Raw genomic sequence first — 18,637 nt, forward strand, 5'->3', positions numbered from 1 at the left:
CGGGAATTGTGCCGTGCTTCAGCATTGTCCGCTCGGTGGTCGAAATCCCTTGTGCCGCCAGTACTATCGGCCGCACCGCAATTCGGGAGGAAACGCATGTCGGATATCGCCGTCGTCGGTATCGGTTGCCGTTATGGCGGCGGAATCGATTCACCGCAGAGTTTCTGGGATTTCGTCGTCGAGAAGCGGGACGCCGTGGTCGATATTCCGGCGAGCCGCTGGGACTACCGCCGCTGGTACGACCCAGACCGGCGCACCCCCGCGCGCAGCTACACCAAGCGCGGCGCGTTCCTGACCACCGACCCCTGGGAGTTCGATCCGGACTTCTTCGGGATCTCGCGGCGCGAGGCCACCGGTCTCGATCCCCAGCAGCGGCTGCTGCTCGAGGTCGCCTGGGAGGCGCTCGACGACGCCGGTGCCGCCGCCCGCGCGAGCGGGGCGGCCGTCGGGGTGTACGTCGGCGGTTTCGTGGTGGATCAATCGGTGGTCGGCATCGTCGGCCCGGCCTTGCCGCACGTGGACATGCACACCGCCGCGAGTGCGTCCTACACCATGCTGTCGAACCGGATCGCCTACGCGCTCAACCTCACCGGTCCGGCCCTGACCGTCGACACCGCCTGTTCGTCGTCGCTGGTGGCGATCGATCTGGCCTGCCAGGCGCTGCAGCGCGGGGACTGTGAGATCGCGCTGGCGGGCGGGGTGAACATCATGCTGCAGCCCGAGACGTTCGTGATGATGTGCAAGGGCGGGTTCCTCGCGGCGGACGGGCGCTGCAAATCCTTCGACGCCGCCGGGGACGGGTACGGGCGCGGCGAGGGCGGCGGGATGATCGTGCTCGAACGCCTCGACGAGGCGATTCGCCACCGCGACCGGATCTACGCCGTCATCAAGGCCACGGGGGCGAATCAGGACGGGCGTACCACCGCCATCACCGTACCGAATGCGACGTCCCAGGAGCGGTTGGCCCGAACCGTCTGCGCCCGTGCGGGATTGAGCCCCGCCGAGATCACCTACGTGGAGGCGCACGGTACCGGCACACCGGTCGGCGACCCGATCGAACTGCGTGCGCTCGGCCGCGTCTACGGCACCGCCGAGGGGCGCGTCGGGTCGCTCGGCGTCGGGTCGATCAAGGCCACGCTCGGCCACACCGAGGCCGCGTCCGGGGTGGCGAGCGTCATCAAATCGGCGCTGGCCATCGCGCATCGCACCATTCCACCCCAGGGCTGGTTCGACACCGCGCACCCGGACATCCCGTTCACCGATCTGAACCTGCACGTCCAGTTGGAAGCCGAGCCGGTGGCCCCGGAGATCGAGCGAATGACCGTCGCGGTCAACGGTTTCGGCTACGGCGGCACCAACGCGCACGTGATCCTGCAGGAGTACCCGGCCGCCGCGCCCGAGCCTCCCACCGCACCAAAGCATTTCGGCGTGCTGCCGGTGTCCGGGCGCGATCCGGCGGCGGTGCGCGAGCTGTCGGGACGCTTCGCCGACCTGCTCGCCGCCGGAGCCGATCCCGGTCACCTCGCGGAGGCGGCGTGGACGCGCCTGGCCCATCACCCGTTCCGCACCGGGTTCCCGCTCGGCGACACGCTCGTGCGGGACCTGCGCCGGTACGCGGCGGGCGACGAGCGCGACGCCGTGCGCATTGTCGGACGCCGGGTCGCCGAACCGGTGTTCGTGTTCTCCGGCATGGGTCCGCAGTGGTGGGGCATGGCGCGCGAAGCACTCACCACCGACGGCGTTTTCGCCGAGACCGCGCGCCGCGTGGATGCCGCGTTCCGGGCGGTGTCGGGCTGGTCGATCCTCGAGGAGCTGCTGCGCTCCGAACAGGATTCGGCCATGCACGCCACCGAGATCGCCCAGCCCGCCAACTTCCTGGTCCAGGTGGCGCTGGTGAGCGCGCTGGCCGAATTCGGCATTACCCCGGCGGCCATTGTCGGCCACAGCGTCGGCGAGGTGGCGGCCGCGTATGTGGCGGGCGTGCTCTCCCTCGAGGACGCCGTGACCGTCGCCTACCACCGCTCCCGGTTGCAGGCCGCCACGGCCGGGTCCGGGGGCATGCTGGCGGTCGGGCTCACCGCGGAGCAGACGCACCGGCTCATCGACGGGGATCCGCGGGTGGACATCGCCGCGATCAACAGCCCGACGTCGCTGACCCTCTCGGGCGCGGTCGACCGGCTCGACGAGATCGCCGAAACTCTCACCGATGACGGCGTTTTCGCGCGCCGACTGCGGGTGGAGGTGCCGTATCACAGCCGCCTGATGGACCCGATTCTCGAGCAGCTGCGGGTCACGCTGGCGGGGCTGACGCCGCGTGCTCCCAGTGTGCCGCTGTATTCCACCGTCACGGGCGCGGCGGTGACCGACGAGAAGTGGGACGCGGACTACTGGTGCGCCAACGTCCGCCAGCCCGTGCGATTCTCGGACGCCATCGCGGCGCTGCTGGCCGCCGACAGCCAGATATTCCTCGAGGTCGGTCCGCATCCGGTGCTGTCGGGCAATATTCGCGAGCTGCTGGTGGGCGCGGGCGACACCGGCGCGACCGTGGCCACCCTCGATCGCAAGCAGCCGGACTCGGTGAGCCTGCGCCGCACCCTCATCGGCCTCTACGCCGCGGGGGCGGTCGAACCCGACGCGCTCTTCCCGCACGATCATCCGCCCACCGCGTACCTCCCGCTGCCGCGCTATCCGTGGCAGCACACCCGATTGCATACGCCGCTACCGCTTTTCGAGCAGATGCGGCTGGGCACCCCGGGCGGTTACGCCCTGCTCGGCGACCCGGATCTGGAGGGTCGGCCGGGCTGGCTGTTGCAGATCGGTTCGCAGAATCTGCCGTGGATCGACGATCACGTGGTCGCCGGTGCCCGGATCCTGCCCGGCGCGGCGTATCTGGATGCCGCGCTCAGCGCCGCGGCCAGCCGCTCGGGCGGCACCCGGGTGGCGCTCGAAGGCGTGCGGTTCGTCGCCCCGCTCGTCATCGCGGCATCGGATGTGCCGCTGTTCGAGACCAGTGTCGAGGATTCCAGCGGCCGATTCCTGATCCGCTCGCGGCCCGCGACCGGATCGGTGTGGACGGTGAACGCGACCGGGCGGCTGCTCACCGAGGGCTATGAACCGTCGAAAACCATTCCACCCGAGCTCGATTCGGCGGTCGACCTCGACCCCGACCTGTTCTATTCCGCGCTCGCCGCACGCGGCCTGCGCTACGGTCCGGTCTTCCGCCGGGTGACCGCGGTGCGCGCGAACGCCGATGTCGTGGTGGCCACGGTCGACGGCGAGATCGCCGCCGGTTCCGGGCATCTCGTGCATCCGGCGGTGGTGGACGCCGCCATGCAGACCGCGGCGCTGCTGTTCGCCGACGCGGAGCTCGGTGCGGGCGCGATGGTTCCGGTCGGCGTGGACAGCGTCCGACTGTACGGCCCACTGCCACAAGAACTCACCGTGATCGCGCGACGAGCCACGGCCGCGGCACTGTGCGCAGATGTGGAAGTCGTGGACGGCGAAGGGAATCCGTGCCTGCGGTTGGCCGGAGTCCGGATCGGGGCGCTCGACCCCGGCGCCGATCCGCTGCGCCGAATGGCCGACTTCTTCTACGCCGACACCATGGAGCAGCTGGAACCACTCGACCCGAGCACGCTGCCGCCGACCGACGCCACCGCCACCGTCGTGGTGGCCTTGGGTCCGGTCCTGCGCGCCGAGCGGCTGGCCGCGGTCCTGCGCCCGTGCCGGTATCTGCGCGCGGATGCCGCGAACGCGGAACTCGAGGCCGAACTCGCCGAGCGGCTGGCGTCCGCGGCCGCGGAACCGGGTGTGCGCGAGGTCCATGTCTGTGTGGTGGCGGGCGCGATCGAGGACGACGTGACAGCGCTGTGGACGTTCAAACGCCTCTCGGTCGCGCTCGAGGAATACGCGGACGACTCCTATCGCGCCACGCTCGTGACCGATCGGGCCTTCGCTCTGCCCGGCGGCCCGGTGGCCCCGGATTCCGCCCATGCGGCGCTGGCGGGTGCGCGGCGCGTGCTGCTCAACGAGCAGCCGCGCCTGCGGTGGCGGCTGGTCGATGCCGAGCCCGGCGTCGCGCTCATCGATCTGATCACCGAACTCGCAGCACCCGGCGCGTTGTCGCTGAACCCCAACGACGAAGTGCTGTTGCGCGGCAACCAGCGCTGGGCCCCGGTCGTGACGCTCCCGCTGCCCGAGCGCATCGAGGCCCTGGAAACCGCCGCGCCGCTGGCCGATCCGAACGCCAACTTCGCATTGGACCTGCCGCGCTCGCGGCTACTGTCCGCGCTGGCCTGGCGCGGCTGTGCGCGCCCGGCCCCGGGTGCCGGTGAGGTCGAGGTCCGGATGCGGGTGATCGGCCTCAACTACAAGGACCCCCTCAAGGTCATGGGCATCCTCGGCGAACGGGAACTGGCCCCGACCTACTTCGGCACCTCACCCGGCATGGAGGGGGTCGGGACGGTGGAACGACTCGGTCCCGGCGTCACCACCCTCGCGGTGGGCGACCAGGTGGCCATCGCCACCAAGGACATGATGCGCCGGTTCCGGGTGGTCCCGGCCCGCTCGGCGATCCGGCTGCCCCGGGATGCCGAGCCCGGAATCTGCACCAGCACCACGGCATTCGGCACCGCCGAGTACGCGCTCCTCGATCTCGCGCGGCTGCTGCGCGGCGAGACGGTGCTCATTCACGGCGCGGCGGGCGGGGTCGGCTCGGCCGCCATCCAGGTGGCAAAGCTGGTGGGAGCGCGCATCATCGGCACCGCGAGCACCCCGGAGCGGCGCGCCCACATTCTCGCGCTGGGAGCCGATCACGCGTTGAACTCGCGTTCGCTCAACTTCGCCGACGACGTGCTGGCGCTCACCGACGGGCTGGGCGCGGATGTGGTGCTCAGCACCGCGCCGGGCGAGATCCTGCGCCAGAACTTCAAGGCCGTCACCGAATTCGGCCGCATCGTCGAGATCGGCAAGGCCGACATCTATACCGGCGGGCTGCTGGAACTGGCCAACTTCGACAAGAATCTGTCCTACTTCTCGATCGATCTGGACCGCATGTGCGCCGTGCGGCCGCTGCAGCTGGCCGAGTTGTTGCGCCGGGTCTACGACAAGATCGACAACGGTGTCTATGCCGCGCTCCCCTACGAACTGTTCGAAACCCACGAGGTGGCACCGGCTTTCGAGGCGGTCGTGCGGTCCACCCGCACCAGCCGGGTCGCGCTGCGCATGGACGCGCCCGCCCCACCGGTGCGCCCGCGGCTGCCCGACGTCGAGATCGACTCCACGGCAACCTATCTCATCACGGGCGGGTTCGGCGGCTTCGGTCTGGCCACCGGCCGCTGGCTGGTGAGCAAGGGCGCGCGGCGGCTCGTGCTGGCGGGCCGCGGCGGGCCGTCCAGCGCGGCGGCGCGCCAGCAGCTCGCGGCCTGGCGCACCCTGGGCGTGGAGGTCGTCGAGGAATTGGCCGACGTCACCGACCCCGACGCGGTCTCGCGCCTGATCGGGCGTGCGCACCGGATCCTGTCCCCGCTGCGCGGTGTCTTCCACGCGGCAGGTGCGGTGTCGGACAACCGAATCGCGGACATGGACCTCGACCAGCTGACCCGCGTCTACCGGCCGAAGGTGGACGGGGCGCGCAACCTGCACCGGGCGGTCACCCAAGCGGGCATACGGCTCGACGTCTTCGTGCTGTACTCCTCGGGCGGTTCGATGTTCGGCATCTTCGGCCAATACAACTACTGTGCGGCCAATGTCGCGGTGGAGGCGCTGGCCGAGCGTTGGGCGCGCACCGGCGTGCCGGTGACCTGCATCGGGTGGGGTCACATGTCCGGCACCAGCGGCGGCATGGCGGCCGAGGAGAAGGCGGCCAAGTATCTGGATCTGGTCGGCTTCGCCCCGATCGACATGGCCGACGGCACCGCGTATCTGGAGCAGGCGCTGCGCTTGGGGGTGACCCGCGCGGCCATCATTCCCGTCGACTGGGCCAAGCTCACCGCGACCTTTCCGCAGCTGGGCCGGGTCGGGCGGCTCTCGGCCCTGGTGGCGTCCTCGGTGCGCGACAGTTCGGAGCTGGCGCGCCTGCAGGCGGAGCTGCGGGCCCTCGAGGAGAGCAAGCGCGGCCCGGCCGTGGCGCGCATGCTCGCCGACCAGCTCGCGGTGGTGATGGGCGTGCCGCCGGAGTCCGTCGATCTGAACGTGCCGGTGCCGGAGCTGGGCATCGATTCGCTCATGGCCGTCGAATTCGGGGCACGGGTCGCCAAACAGCTTGGCATCGAACTGATGTCGCTGCAGTTGGGCCGCTCCTTCAGCCTGCAGCAGGCCGGGCCGAAGGTGGCCGAGCTCATCCTGGCGACCGGGGAACCGATCGGGGCGCGGCCGTGATCGACCTGCTCGCCCGCCGCTCCGGCACGACGGCCGCGTGGCTGGTCTGCACCGGCTGCCTACTCGCGGTGTTCATGCAGATGATCGACGTGACCATCGTGAACACGGCGCTGCCCGCCATGACCGCGGACCTCGCGGCCTCGGAACGCGAACAGCTGCTGGTGGTCTCGGGCTACTCGCTGGCCTTCGCCTGCACGCTGTTGACCGCCGCCCGGCTCGGCGAACTGCTCGGACGGCGCGCGATGTTCCTCGGCTCGGTGGCGGCCTTCACCGGGGCCTCGGTGTGGTGCGGATTGTCCGGCAGCGCGGTGGAACTCGTGGCCGCGCGCATCGTGCAGGGCGTGGCGGGCGCGGGCATGGCGGCGCAGACCATCGCCATTCTGACGGCCGCCTTTCCGCGGGAACGGCACGGGCGGGTGTTCGCGATCTACGGTGCGGTGGCCGGATTCGCCGGAATGCTCGGCCCGATGCTGGGCGGGGCGCTGGTGTCGGTGAATCCGTGGGGTCTGGGCTGGCATGCGGTGTTCCTGCTCAACCTGCCGCTGGGCGCGCTGGCCTTCGCGCTCGCGCTGCGGTATCTGCGGCACGGTCGGCCCGTCCATCGGGTCCGGCTGGATCTCGGTGGCGCGGCACTGTCGACGGTGAGCCTGTTCGGATTCCTGTACGCGCTCACCGATATTCAGCAGCACGGCTGGCGGGCCGGGGCGGGCGTGGTGATGCTGGTGTCGCTGTGCTGGGCGGTGGTGTTCCTCGTCCAGCAGCGCGGGGAGACGCGCCACGGTGGCCAGCCGCTGCTGCGGTTCGACCTGTTCACCGATCGGGGTTTCGCCGTCGGCTCGGTGCTCGTCACCGTGTTCTTCGGGCTCTTCACGGCGTTCGTCTTCGCGGTGTCGATCACGCTGCAGGACGAACTCGGCTTCTCGCCGCTGCGCACGGGCGTGCTGATGACCCCGTTCGCGCTGGGCGCGGGCGCCGGTGCGCTCGTCTCGCCGATGCTGGTGCGGTGGTGGGGAGTTCGCGTGCTCGCGGCCGGAATCGCCACCTACGGCGGGTGTGTCGCGGTCGGGGCCGGGTACCTGCGGCTGACCGCGGGGGCGGTGTCGCTGCCGCTGGCGGTCGGGCCGGTGTTCCTGGCCGGGCTGGGTGTCGGCGTGTTCGCGGTGCCGCTGCAGCCGCTCATGCTGTCGCGGCTGGATCGGGCGCGCATGGACGCGGCCTCGGGCCTGCTGCCGACCGTCGAACAGATCGGCAACGGGCTGGGATTGGCGGTGCTGAGCGCGGTGTTCTTCCGCGCGCACACCCTCGGCGGCAGCGTCACCATGTTCGCCGCGATCGCAGTGGTGGCGCTCGGGTTGGGCGCGCTCACCCTCGCACTACCGAAACCGGTGGAGGAGCAGTGAGTTTCGTGGCTCGGCGGGATCCGGCGGCGGCCGCGGCCGAGCGCACGCCGGTGCCGCATCGGTCGCCGGATATCGACGCTGCCCCGCCCTTCGCGTGGGGCCCGGTCTCGGCCGTCGTCCTGCTCGCGGGCGCACTGTTTTTGCTGCGGCTGGATCGGTACGAATTCGGCGGGGACGAACTGTATTTCATTGCCGCCGGGCATCGCCCCGCGGCCGGATACGCCGACCAGGGACCGCTGGTGCCGCTGCTGGCCGCGCTGGCCGATCACCTCGACCCGGGTTCCGCGGTGGTGCTGCGGCTGCCCGCCGTGGTGGCGACCCTCGCGGCCATCGCGCTGAGTGCCGCGCTCGCACGGGAATTCGGTGGCGGACTCCGACCGCAGGTGCTGGCCGCGCTGGCGTATGCCGTCACCCCCGCGGCCGTCATGCAGTCGGCGATGCTGTCCACCTTCGCCTTCGACGCCACCTGCACCGCGACGATCAGCTGGCTGCTGATCCGCTGGGTGCGGGTGCGGCGCGACCCTCTGCTGGTGGCGGCCGGTCTGGTGGCGGCCCTGGATGTTCAGGTCAAATGGCTGATCCCGGTGATCTGGGCGGGACTGGCGGCGAGTGTGGCGGTGCTCGGGCCGCGCGAGATGGTGCGACGGCCCGCCTGGTGGCTGGGCACCGGCCTGTTCGCCGCCGCGGCGCTGCCGGGCCTGTGGTGGCAGTACACCCACGGCTGGCCACAATTCGGGATGAGTGCGGTCGTACGTGACGAGCAGCTGTCCACCAGCGGCGGACTGGTGGGCATGCCCTGGCAGATCATCATGACCACCGGACCGATGGGCTTGCTGCTGCTGGCCGGTATGTGGGCGGGGCTGCGGTGGGAACGCTTGCGGCCCTATCGATTTCTGGTTCCTGTCGTCGTCCTCGGGCTGGTTGCCGTCCTCTTCGCGGGACTTCGGCCCTATTTCGTGGTCGGTGGGTTTCCCGGCTTGTTCGCCGCGGGCGCTGCCTATCTGGGTCGGCGCGAATTCGGCTCCGGCGTCCGCGCCTTCGGCGTGGCCGTGACCGCGCTCGCCACGGTGATCACTGTCCTCGCCGTCGTCGCGCTGCCGCTGTCGGCGTCGCATCTGCGCCCGACCGACGCCTACAGCCAGATCGACTGGCGCAGCCGCCTTTTCGGCCCGTCCGGGTGGGACGATCTGGTCGCCGCGGTCGAGGAGGCGCGCGACAGGCTGCCGCAGCAGGCGCGCACCCGCGCGGTGATAGTGACCCAGAACTATTGGCAGGCGGCGGGACTCGAATTCTTCGGCCGCGCCGCGGGGCTGCCGCGGGTGTACAGCCCGAATCGGGGGTACGGGTATTTCGACCCGCCGCCCGATACCGCCAACATCGTGCTCTATGTCGGGGTCGATGCCCCGCCGGGCGGGCTCGGCGTCGAGTTCTCGCAGGTGAGCGTGCTGACACGGATCGACCGGCGGCTCGGCTTCCCGAGCGTGAATCGCGGTGTGACCGTGTGGTTGTGCCTGGACCCGCACGCGCGCTGGTCGGCGGTGTGGCCGGGGCTGCGGACGCTGCGGCTGGTCGACGGAACCAACCGCTAGACAACGTCGTGGGACGGCATCGAGGAACAGGGGTAGCGCCGTGGTGAGTTTCGGATTGATCGACGAGTGGGAGCCCGCGCCGGGGCGGCTGGTCGCCTGGACCGCTTCACCGGTATCCCTGGCGCGAGCGGCCCAGGCTCCCCCGCATCCGGTGCCGCCCTCGCATCAGCAGGAGGAATACCTGCGCGCCGCCGACCGCAATGCCGCCGCCGACTTCCGCTTCTCCGGGCTGTGCCTGGTGACCGCGCGGGTACCGGACCTGCTCGACCGGGCGGCGATGACGCGCGCCATCAATGCGTTCCTGTTGCGGCACGACACCTTTCGCACCTGGTTCGAACTCGCCGCCAATGGCGCGATCGTGCGCCACCTGGTGCCGCCGGAGGCCGTCGAGTTCACGCCCACCGATCACGGCGAGATCGACAATGCCGAGGCGATCCGCCAGCACGTGCAGAAGACGACACCCGGGCCGTTCCAATGGGATTGCTTCACCTTCGGCGCGATCGAGCACGACGGGTCGACCACCCTGTACCTGGCCGTCGACCATCTGCACACCGACGGTGTCGCACAATACATCTCGTGCTTCGACCTGGCGCAGCTCTACGCGCGCGAGATCGGCGAGGACATCGACACCCTGGTGGAACCGGCCAGTTTCGTCGACTACTGTGCCCGCGAACGCGCGCGATCGGAGCTGCTGACCCTCGCGAGCCCGGGTGTGCTTCGATGGCTGGAGCTGGTGCGCGGCAACGACGGCGAATTGCCCTCTTTCCCTTTGGATCTCGGCACGAGTCCGGAGGGCTACAGCCGCAGCGCGCATCGCAGCGTCGCCCTCTTCGACGAGGCCGGGGCGCGGCGTTTCGAGGCGGCCTGCGAGGCCGCCGGGGCCGACTTCACCGGTGGCATCTTCGCCGTCGCGGCGCTCACCGAATGCGAACTCACCGGCAGTGACTACTACTTCGGTATGACGCCCATCAGCACCCGCGGCTCGGTCGCCGAACTCGCCTCGGTCGGCTGGTACGTCACGCTCATCCCGGTGGCGTTCCCGGTCGCCGCGAGCACGGGCGAGCGCCTGCGATTCTCGTTCGATAAAACCGTCGCCCGCGCGCAACGCGCCTACGAGAACGGTTTACGGCTGGCCCCGGTGTCCTTCCACCGCGTGCTGGAACTCGCCGCCAGCGATGTCGGGATCAGCGTGCCGCCGGGCTGGGTGACACCGATGATCTCCTATGTGGACGCCCGCGATTTCGCCGGTCACGAACTGTTCGACGATGTGGTCGGCGGCATCTATGCCAATCGCGCGGCCAGCGAGGAGGTGCTCATGTGGATCAACCGGCTGCCCTCGGGCACCTCGCTGAGCGTCATCTACCCCGACAATCCGGTGGCGCACGAATCGGTGGATCGCTATGTCGCCGTGCTGAAATCGATTTTCCTGCGGGTCGCCGATCACTGATCGAGCGCCGCGGCCAGGACCGGCCAGGAGTTGTGCAGGTCCTGCTGCCAATACCCCCAGGAGTGGGTGCCGGTCGCGCGCAGATCGAACACCACGGGAATACCCAACTCCTGGAAGCGATCCCGCAGCTGCCGGGTGCACACGGCGGTAATGGCGTCGAGCACGCCGCCGACGACGAGCTGATCGGCCAGCCGCACTGGATTGCCCGCGATACCCGGCCCGCTCAGCGTGTCCAGCGGTCCGGGCTGCCCGTTGCCGCTGGACACGTAGATCGCGGTGCCGCGCAGCTCGGCCGCGTGCAGATACGGATCATTGGCCGCCCAGGCCGGATCCGTGGGCGGCCCCCACATATTGAGCGGATTGCCGCGCCGCGACGCCACCACGGCATCGACGATCGCCTGCCCGACCGGGTCGCTGGTGCGCACGCAACCGCTGTAGGAGCCCAGTGCCCGATACAGACCGGGCGCGGCCAAGGCCAGCCTGAACACCGCCGAGCCCGCCATGGACAGGCCCGCCAGGGCATTGGCCCCGGTGCCGCCGAAAGCGGAGTCGATGACCGGCGGCAGCTCCCGGGTCAGGAACGTGGTCCACCGTTCCCGGCCGAGCATGGGATCGTCGGCGCGCCAATCGGTGAACAGGCTGCCCGCGCCGCCGATGGGGATCACCACGGTGACCTGTTTGTCGGCGAAGAAGCGTTCGATATCGGTCTTGGTGAGCCAGTTGCTGCCATCGCTCCACAGGCCGGTGTCGGTGCCGCCGTCCACGCCATTGAGCAGATACAGGACCGGTGCCGGTCTCGTATTGTCCCGGGCGGGCAGCACTTCCACGGGGACGGGACGGTCCATCGCGGGCGAGTGGACGCTCAGGTCGAGAATCCGCCCCGGGCCCTGCGCCGCGGTGAGCAGCCGCGCGCCGTCCGCGGCGGGATGGGTGGCCGCCATGACCCGCACCGGCAGCGGAAGATCGACCACCGGCGGATCGGCGACGGCCGTTGCGCCGCTTCCGATCAGCAGGAGGACAAGAAACAGCATGGCAAAACGCACCATGCGGAAAAGCTAGGCCCGCGAAACCGGCCCCACGGTCGCGCCCGACATTCCTGGACAAGTCCCGAACACGGCCTCACCGCCGCTGGTATTCGCCACAAGCCCGGCCGGGTACCACGTGAAATCAACTCACTTTTCGACTCAATGCCACAGACTGCGACAGGGCAAGGGCCGCAACCCCGGCCGCACCCGGCGATCCACTCGGACGCGGATCCCGGCCAATGCGGCCGCGGTGGCGAATTCCCACGCCTCGGCATCGGTGGCCGCGTATTCGAGTTCGAGGCCCTCGATACCGGGGAACCTCACCACGACCCGATGGGTCAGTGCGTCCCGAACGACGCGGGAGGCTGTGAGTTCGACACCGGGTCTCATTACCTAACGGTAGGTCCGCCCAGCACGATCGACGCGCAACCCGCCGCGCCACTGGAGATGTCACAGTGACGCCGGGTTACACATTGTGGGAACTCAGGCTAGACGAGGGTGGGTTCCTGGTCGGCGTCCAACAGCCAGTCGTTGGGGGCGAAGAGTTCGAAATGCACCCGATCGCTGGGGATTCCGGCGGACATGAGCTGGGCGCGGACGTATTGGAGGAAGCCCGTGCCGCCGCAGAGGTAGTAGTCGGCGTCCTCGGGGAGGTCGACGCGGGTGAGGTCGAGCAGGCCGTGGCCGTCGGCGCGGTACCAGGCGCGGAAGTAGACGTCGCGCAGGCGGGTGGCGAGGTCGGCCACGGTCTCGCGCAAGGGGTGGGCGGTGGTGGAGCGGTCGGCGTGCAGGATGACCGTGCGGCGCGCGGGGGTTTCGGCGACCAGGTGTTCGAGGATGCCGACCATCGGGGTGACGCCGATGCCCGCGGAGATGAGAACCAGCGGCGTGGTGGCGTCGGGGTCAATGGTGAGATCACCGGCGGGCAGGGTGATTTCGAGGTGATCACCCACGCCGATCCTGTCGTGCAGCCAACTCGACACCTCACCGTCCGGGGTGTTCTCCTCGGCGAGTACCTTGCGCACCGTGAAGGCCAGTCGGCCGTCGCTGCCGCGATTGATCAGGCTGTACTGCCGCAGCTGGCGCGCACCGTCGGGCAGCCGCACCCCGACCGAGATGTACTGTCCCGGAAGGAAACCGGGCAGCGGACGAGTCGGATCGACGGATTCGACCACGAAGGTGGCCACACCCGACGGATCGTCGAGGCGCTGAATCACCCGGGCCTCGCGGAACACATCGCCCGGTTCGACCCCGGCGGCGTCGTAGAGTTCCCGCTCGAAATCGATGAGAGTCGTTGCCATCAGCCAATACACGCGATCCCAGGCCGCGGCGACCTGCGGGGTCACCACGTCCGCGCCCAGCACCTCGACGATCGCGGCGAACAGGTGCTCGTGCACGATGCGGTATTCGGGCTCGGTGACGCCGAGCGAGACGTGCTTGTGTCCGATGCGGGACAACAGTTCTCGCGGATGCGGCAGTGTGGGATCGACGAGGTGTGTCGCGAAGGTGGCGATGGAGGCCGCCAAGGCCTTCTGCTGCGCACCCTGCCGCTGATTGCCGCGATTGAAGCGGTCGCGCAACAGCTCCGGGTGCGCGGTGAACATCTTGGTGTAGAACAGCGGGGTGATCCGATCGATGTGCGCGCCCACCAGCGGCAGGGTCGCGCGGATCACCTCGGCGTGCTCGGGCTCCAGCTGGGGGAAGCGGTTCAGCGTGGAATCCGGCGCGAGCCTCATGAGGTCTCCTAGATGTCGATGAGAGATGCCACCGGGAACACCGGCGCGTGCAGCAGCTCCACCGTGCGCTGATCCACCAGATCGGCCAGGACGTACCGATCGAGTTCGGCATAGAAGGCCTTCTGCGCGGTCGCGAGCACTCCCCGCAAACGGCAGGCATTCGCTATCGGGCAGGGATTGTCGCCCACACACTCGATGACTTCGTTATCGCATTCGAGCTGCCGAACAATGGTGCCGATGGTCGTGGTCCGTCCGGCGTCGGTCAGGAAGATCCCGCCGGTGCGCCCGCGCTGCGACTCGACATAGCCGAGTTCCGCGAGCCGGGAGACGGCCTTGGCGACATAGTTCTCGGAGGCGTTCACCTGTCGCGCAATCAGTTTCACGGTGACTCGCTCCTCGGCCCCACTGCTGACCGCCAGGCGCATCAGCGACCGCAAGCCGAGATCTGTGAACCGGGAGAGCTGCATGAGATCAACGGTACTAATTACGTTTCCGAAAAGCATATTTTCCGGCTGTGCTCTTTAATACCCCGGTCCAGGTGGATTATGTAGCGCGAAACACAATGGGCGAAGGACATTTATCACTAGACAGCAAATCCCTGGCAGCGGGACTTCGCCGCCAGGGATCTCACCTCTACACCGTGGTCATGAGCTTCGTTCGCGTGGCCAGACCGTAGTAGATGACCAGCGCCAGCCCACACCCGATGAACCAGCTGTACTGCGCCGCGGTGTGCATCCCGTACACGTCCTTGGCCAGCACCGGGAACACCGCCGCGATGGCCCCGACCACCGTGGCGATCACCGCGACCGGATTGAATCCCCCTCGGTACCAGTACTTTCCGGCCTCGGCCATGGTGAACAGCTCGTCCACCGCGATCTCCCGCTTGCGCACCAGGTAGTAGTCGGCGATCAGCACCCCGAACAGCGGTCCGATGAACGCGCCCAGCACCTCGAGGGTGTAGTGGATGACGTCCGGGTTGTTGTACAGATTCCATGGCGTGATCAGCACCGACCCGACCGCCGCGATCATCCCGCCCATGCGCCAGCTGATCTTCTGCGGGCTCACATGCGAGAAGTCGAAGGCCGGGGAGATGAAGTTGGCGACGATATTGATGCCGACGGTGGCGATGGTGAAGGTCAGCGCGCCGAGCACGATGGCGAAGGTGGAGTCGATGCGCGAGACCGTCTCGACCGGGTCGGTGATGAGTTGGCCGTAGACCGGGATGGTCAGCGATGCCGTGATCACCACCAGCAGCGAGAACGCCAGGAAGTTGACGGGCAGTCCGAGCAGGTTGCCGCGCTTCACCGCGGACATGGACCTGCTGTAGCGGGAGAAGTCGCCGAAGTTCAGCATCGGCCCGCAGAAGTAGGACACGACCAGCGCGATCGCGCCCAGCACGACGGGCAGCGCGTCCCAGCCGTGGTACTTCACCGAGCCCAGCTGCAGGTTGATCGAACCCCATCCGGCCTTGTGGATCAGGTACCCGCACAGGAAGAACATCACGACATACACGGCGGGACCGCAGAAGTCGATGAACTTGCGGATCGACTCCATCCCCTGCCAGAACACGGCGGCCTGCACCACCCACAGCACCAGGTAGGCGCACCAGCCCAGCAGCGACAGTCCGAGGAATCCGTAGTCGCTCGAGACCGCGTAGGGCGCGAGGCTCGGGAACAGCTTGACCGCCACCACGATCAGCGCCGCCGAGGCCAGATAGGTCTGAATCCCGTACCAGGCCACCGCGATCAGACCGCGAATGATGGCCGGGATATTGGCACCGCGCACGCCGAAGGCGCTGCGGCACATCACCGGATACGGCACCCCCGCGCGCTGGCTGGGCGCGGCCACCAGATTGCACAGAAAATATACGATCGTAATGCCGATGAGCAGCGCGGCCAGCACCTGCCATCCGGCCAGGCCGAGCGCGAAAAGGCTGCCCGCCGTGACGTATCCGCCGACGCTGTGCACATCCGACATCCAAAAGGCGAAGATGTGGTACGCGCCCCAGGTCTGCTTCTCGAGTGGGGCGAGATCGTCGTTGGTGAGCCGGGGGTCGTAGTCTGGGGCTGGTTTCGCCGCTGGGGATTCCGCGGCCGCGGCGGGTGAGGCGATATCGGTCATGGGGCAATCCGATCCGAGAGCCGAAAACTGGGTGGGCTCAAGGTAGGAAAATGCCGTTGCCCTCGGATTGCTTTTCGGTTTCCCGGCTATTGCGTGACCCGTATATCTTTCGGCCGGTCGACAGGAATCTCACATCATGCTCGCGCTGAGCGTCCCCACGCCGGTGGGCACGCCCGGTCCGAGGCAGCCCATCACCATCTCCGGGGTCATCATCTCGTAAGTGGCGCTGACCCGGACCCAGTTGCCGAGCCCGAAACCGTCCACCACCCGCAGCGGCCCGACCGTCGGCTGCGCCATGCCCACCGGCCAGGGGCCCCAGAGTGTGCTCGAATCGCCGTTGTCCCAGTTGATCCAGACCGTCAGCGGCCCGTCGGCCGGGTGCATGCAATCCGACCAGGCGATGTGCTGTCCGGTGAAGGTGGCCGAGGTGATGCCCGGGTAGCCGGTGCAGCCCCAGAGCCGACCCACCGAATTGAAGGTGAGCAGGGTCGGGGTCATGGTGATCGCGCCATCGACGGCGGTCCAGCGGAAGTCGCCGCCGCTGCAGCTGCCGATCGATTCGGCGTGCGCGGGCGGAGCGGCGAGCGGGGCGAGGCCGGAGACCAGGGAAACGGTCAGTGCGACCAGGGCTTTCACGGCGGCGGGCACAGCGAGAACATAGCCCGCCCGACCGGTCCGGCCCGGCATTGCCGGTCACACGCCGTGTCCGATTCCCGCCGCTGGGCGACAGGCGGGTGAATGCCTGGCAACATGACCGCCATGGAGCTCATGGCGCGGATCGAAGCGGCGGCGACCCTGCTGGCACCGGTGATCCGGCGGACTCCCGTGGTGGCGTCGCGGGTGCTGTCGGAGCGCATCGGTCACGAGGTGTTCTTGAAATGCGAGAACCTGCAGCGCACCGGCTCGTTCAAGCCGCGCGGGGCCTACAACCGGATCGCGAATCTGTCCGAGGGCGAACGGGCGCGGGGCGTGGTGGCGGCCAGCGCGGGCAATCACGCGCAGGGCGTGGCCTGGTCGGCGACCTCGCTGGGGATCGAGTCGACGGTGTTCATGCCGGTCGGGGCGTCACTGCCGAAACTCATGGCCACCAAGGCCTATGGGGCGACCGTCCATCAGGTCGGCGACACCATCGATCAATCCCTGTCCGCCGCACGGGAATTCGCGGAGAACACCGGGGCGACGCTGGTGCATCCGTTCGATCACCTCGATATCGTGGCCGGGCAGGCCACCTGCGGGCTCGAAATCCTGGATCAGCTACCGGATGTCGGCACCGTGCTGGTGCCCACCGGCGGCGGTGGGCTGCTGGCCGGGGTGGCCGCCGCACTGCAACGGTTGAAGCCGCGGGTGCGGGTGATCGGCGTGCAGGCCGCGGAGGCCGCCGCCTGGCCCGCGTCGCTGGCGGCGGGCAAGCCGGTGGCCCTCGAACAGATGGCCACCATGGCCGACGGTATCGCGGTCGGCCTGCCCGGCGAGGTGCCGTTCGAGCACATCGTGGCGAGCGCGCCCACCATTGTGACCGTCGACGAGGACGCGCTGTCCAAGGCGCTGCTGCTGTGTATGGAACGCGCGAAGCTGATCGTCGAGCCCGCCGGTGCCGCCGCCGTCGCGGCCCTCATGGCTTGCGCCCCAGGCGAACTCGCCCTCGAGGGTCCGGTGTGCGCCATCCTGTCCGGCGGGAATATCGATCCCCTGCTGCTGACCCGGGTCATCGGCCACGGCCTCAGCGCCGCGGGCCGCTACCTGGCCGCCCGCGTCACCATCTCCGACCGCCCCGGCAGCCTCTCGCGCCTGCTGGCCGAGTTGGGCCGCACCGGCGCGAGCGTACTGGACGTGGTGCATTCGCGCACCGGCGCGTGGCTGGCCATCGACGAGGTGGAGGTCCTCCTCACCCTCGAAACCCGTGGCCCCACCCACCGCGACGAGGTGCTCGACGCGTTGGAGACCGCCGGATACGTGGTACGCGTAGAGGATTGACCGGGGATTATTCGGATCTCAGTGCGCCCCACCGAGTTCCAGCGCCAACACTCCCGCGATGACGAGCACGATCCCGCCGATCTGCACCGGCGTGATGTGCTCGTCCAGAAACAGCGCCCCGATGGTCGCCACCGCCACCACACCCACCGCCGACCAGATCCCGTACGCCACCCCGATGGCCATCCCCCGCTTCAACGCCTGCGACAGAAAGTAGAACGCCGCCCCGTACCCGATCACCACGATGATCGACGGCACCAGCTTGCTGAACCCCTCCGAGATCTTCAACGACACCGTCGCCGTCACCTCACACGCAATGGCCAGTCCCAGCAGCACCAAGGTCATAGCCGAAGGATAGCTACGCGCGGTCGATCGAATTTCGCGCCGTCTCGTATCTCGGTGGCCGAGCTGGGCGATTAGTCGGCCGTTGGTCGTTCGTTGGTGGCGCGGCCCAGGGTGTAGCGAGCCGGGAAGGCTACTTATGACAGGTAAGAAGGGGACCCATCATGAAGAACATTCACCGCGCCAAGAGCATTCGGGGGGCCATCGCCGCCGCCGCGCTGGCGGTCGGCACCGTGTCGGGCGGCGCGCTGGTGGCGGCCGCTCCGGCCTCCGCCGCGGGCTACGACTGTCCCGGGGGCATGTTCTGCGCCTGGGACAATGTCGACGGCACCGGCAGCATGATCGTCCAGGTCGACAATGGCTGCTTCCTGCACGACATCGGCAATGCCGGGTACGGGGACCGCATGGTCTCCTACTGGAACCGGACCGGCAAGACCGTCGACGTCCTGAACTGGAACGGCAAGAACTGGGAGCTGCTGGCCCACGTGCCCGACGCCACCCGCGCCACCCTGCCGGTCTACGCCCAGCGCAAGGCCGACGCGGTCAAGGTCTGCGCCTGACCCTCGTTACCTAGTTGTGGGGGGGGGGCCGCCCCCCGCCGCGGCACCCAGGTTAACGGGGAGGGGGG

13 protein-coding genes are annotated in these 18,637 nt (G+C 69.0%); 6 read left to right on the forward strand and 7 right to left on the reverse strand.

The window, feature by feature from the left end; all coding sequences use genetic code 11:
* Nucleotides 1-96: 96 nt before the first annotated feature.
* From VMT40_RS34625 to VMT40_RS34640, 4 genes are read left to right on the forward strand one after another with little or no spacing between them, the layout of a single operon-like run.
* Nucleotides 97-6,378 (forward strand): type I polyketide synthase, encoded by a 6,282-nt coding sequence (locus VMT40_RS34625; RefSeq protein WP_326363714.1) that lies wholly within the window; start codon nt 97-99, stop codon nt 6,376-6,378.
* Entirely contained in the window at nt 6,375-7,778 is a 1,404-nt protein-coding gene (locus VMT40_RS34630) for an MFS transporter (RefSeq protein ID WP_326363716.1), read from the forward strand. The genes VMT40_RS34625 and VMT40_RS34630 overlap by 4 nt, the downstream gene beginning before the upstream one ends.
* The gene (locus VMT40_RS34635) at nt 7,775-9,367 is read left to right on the forward strand and encodes an ArnT family glycosyltransferase (protein ID WP_326363718.1); all 1,593 of its coding nucleotides are present in this window, start codon (nt 7,775-7,777) and stop codon (nt 9,365-9,367) included. The genes VMT40_RS34630 and VMT40_RS34635 overlap by 4 nt, the downstream gene beginning before the upstream one ends.
* A gap of 40 nt (nt 9,368-9,407) precedes the next feature.
* Nucleotides 9,408-10,814, forward strand: coding sequence for a condensation domain-containing protein (locus VMT40_RS34640; RefSeq protein ID WP_442790106.1), 1,407 nt, complete (start codon nt 9,408-9,410; stop codon nt 10,812-10,814).
* On the opposite strand, the gene VMT40_RS34645 is transcribed toward VMT40_RS34640, so the two are convergent.
* From VMT40_RS34645 to VMT40_RS34670, 6 genes are all read right to left on the reverse strand, one after another.
* Nucleotides 10,808-11,860, reverse strand: coding sequence for an alpha/beta hydrolase (locus tag VMT40_RS34645; protein WP_326363722.1), 1,053 nt, complete (start codon nt 11,858-11,860; stop codon nt 10,808-10,810). The genes VMT40_RS34640 and VMT40_RS34645 overlap by 7 nt on opposite strands.
* A 138-nt stretch (nt 11,861-11,998) precedes the next feature.
* Entirely contained in the window at nt 11,999-12,229 is a 231-nt protein-coding gene (locus VMT40_RS34650; RefSeq protein ID WP_326363723.1) for a hypothetical protein, read from the reverse strand.
* A 98-nt stretch (nt 12,230-12,327) separates the two neighbouring features.
* Entirely contained in the window at nt 12,328-13,575 is a 1,248-nt protein-coding gene (locus tag VMT40_RS34655) for a globin domain-containing protein (protein ID WP_326363725.1), read from the reverse strand.
* An 8-nt stretch (nt 13,576-13,583) separates the two neighbouring features.
* Nucleotides 13,584-14,042: an RrF2 family transcriptional regulator gene (locus VMT40_RS34660; RefSeq protein WP_326363726.1), complete on the reverse strand. Its 459-nt coding sequence runs from the start codon at nt 14,040-14,042 to the stop codon at nt 13,584-13,586.
* 166 nt (nt 14,043-14,208) lie between these two features.
* Nucleotides 14,209-15,696: an NCS1 family nucleobase:cation symporter-1 gene (locus tag VMT40_RS34665; protein WP_326363728.1), complete on the reverse strand. Its 1,488-nt coding sequence runs from the start codon at nt 15,694-15,696 to the stop codon at nt 14,209-14,211.
* 129 nt (nt 15,697-15,825) lie between these two features.
* Nucleotides 15,826-16,344: a hypothetical protein gene (locus tag VMT40_RS34670; protein ID WP_326363730.1), complete on the reverse strand. Its 519-nt coding sequence runs from the start codon at nt 16,342-16,344 to the stop codon at nt 15,826-15,828.
* A gap of 90 nt (nt 16,345-16,434) precedes the next feature.
* Between VMT40_RS34670 and ilvA the strand changes: the two genes are divergently transcribed.
* The gene (ilvA, locus tag VMT40_RS34675) at nt 16,435-17,670 is read left to right on the forward strand and encodes a threonine ammonia-lyase (protein ID WP_442790107.1); all 1,236 of its coding nucleotides are present in this window, start codon (nt 16,435-16,437) and stop codon (nt 17,668-17,670) included.
* A gap of 18 nt (nt 17,671-17,688) precedes the next feature.
* Here ilvA and VMT40_RS34680 read toward each other — a convergent pair whose 3' ends face one another.
* A complete protein-coding gene (locus tag VMT40_RS34680) occupies nt 17,689-18,012 on the reverse strand; it encodes a DMT family transporter (RefSeq protein WP_326313637.1) in 324 nt (107 codons plus the stop codon).
* Nucleotides 18,013-18,173: 161 nt separating this feature from the next.
* On the opposite strand from VMT40_RS34680, the gene VMT40_RS34685 reads away from it, so the two are divergent.
* On the forward strand, nt 18,174-18,569 hold the full coding sequence (locus tag VMT40_RS34685; protein ID WP_326363731.1) for a peptidase inhibitor family I36 protein: 396 nt from the start codon (nt 18,174-18,176) through the stop codon (nt 18,567-18,569).
* The last annotated feature ends 68 nt before the right edge of the window (nt 18,570-18,637 follow it).

This window comes from Nocardia sp. CDC160, from assembly GCF_035818795.1.
Lineage (GTDB): Bacteria > Actinomycetota > Actinomycetes > Mycobacteriales > Mycobacteriaceae > Nocardia.

What these genes read in the sequence shown, in the direction of transcription:
- VMT40_RS34680 (WP_326313637.1), bottom strand. Translation starts at nt 18,012, where the DNA reads ATGACCTTGGTGCTGCTGGGACTGGCCATTGCGTGTGAGGTGACGGCG.
- VMT40_RS34665 (WP_326363728.1), bottom strand. Translation starts at nt 15,696, where the DNA reads ATGACCGATATCGCCTCACCCGCCGCGGCCGCGGAATCCCCAGCGGCG.
- VMT40_RS34660 (WP_326363726.1), bottom strand. Translation starts at nt 14,042, where the DNA reads ATGCAGCTCTCCCGGTTCACAGATCTCGGCTTGCGGTCGCTGATGCGC.
- ilvA (WP_442790107.1), top strand. Translation starts at nt 16,435, where the DNA reads ATGCCTGGCAACATGACCGCCATGGAGCTCATGGCGCGGATCGAAGCG.
- VMT40_RS34645 (WP_326363722.1), bottom strand. Translation starts at nt 11,860, where the DNA reads ATGGTGCGTTTTGCCATGCTGTTTCTTGTCCTCCTGCTGATCGGAAGC.
- VMT40_RS34625 (WP_326363714.1), top strand. Translation starts at nt 97, where the DNA reads ATGTCGGATATCGCCGTCGTCGGTATCGGTTGCCGTTATGGCGGCGGA.
- VMT40_RS34650 (WP_326363723.1), bottom strand. Translation starts at nt 12,229, where the DNA reads ATGAGACCCGGTGTCGAACTCACAGCCTCCCGCGTCGTTCGGGACGCA.
- VMT40_RS34655 (WP_326363725.1), bottom strand. Translation starts at nt 13,575, where the DNA reads ATGAGGCTCGCGCCGGATTCCACGCTGAACCGCTTCCCCCAGCTGGAG.
- VMT40_RS34685 (WP_326363731.1), top strand. Translation starts at nt 18,174, where the DNA reads ATGAAGAACATTCACCGCGCCAAGAGCATTCGGGGGGCCATCGCCGCC.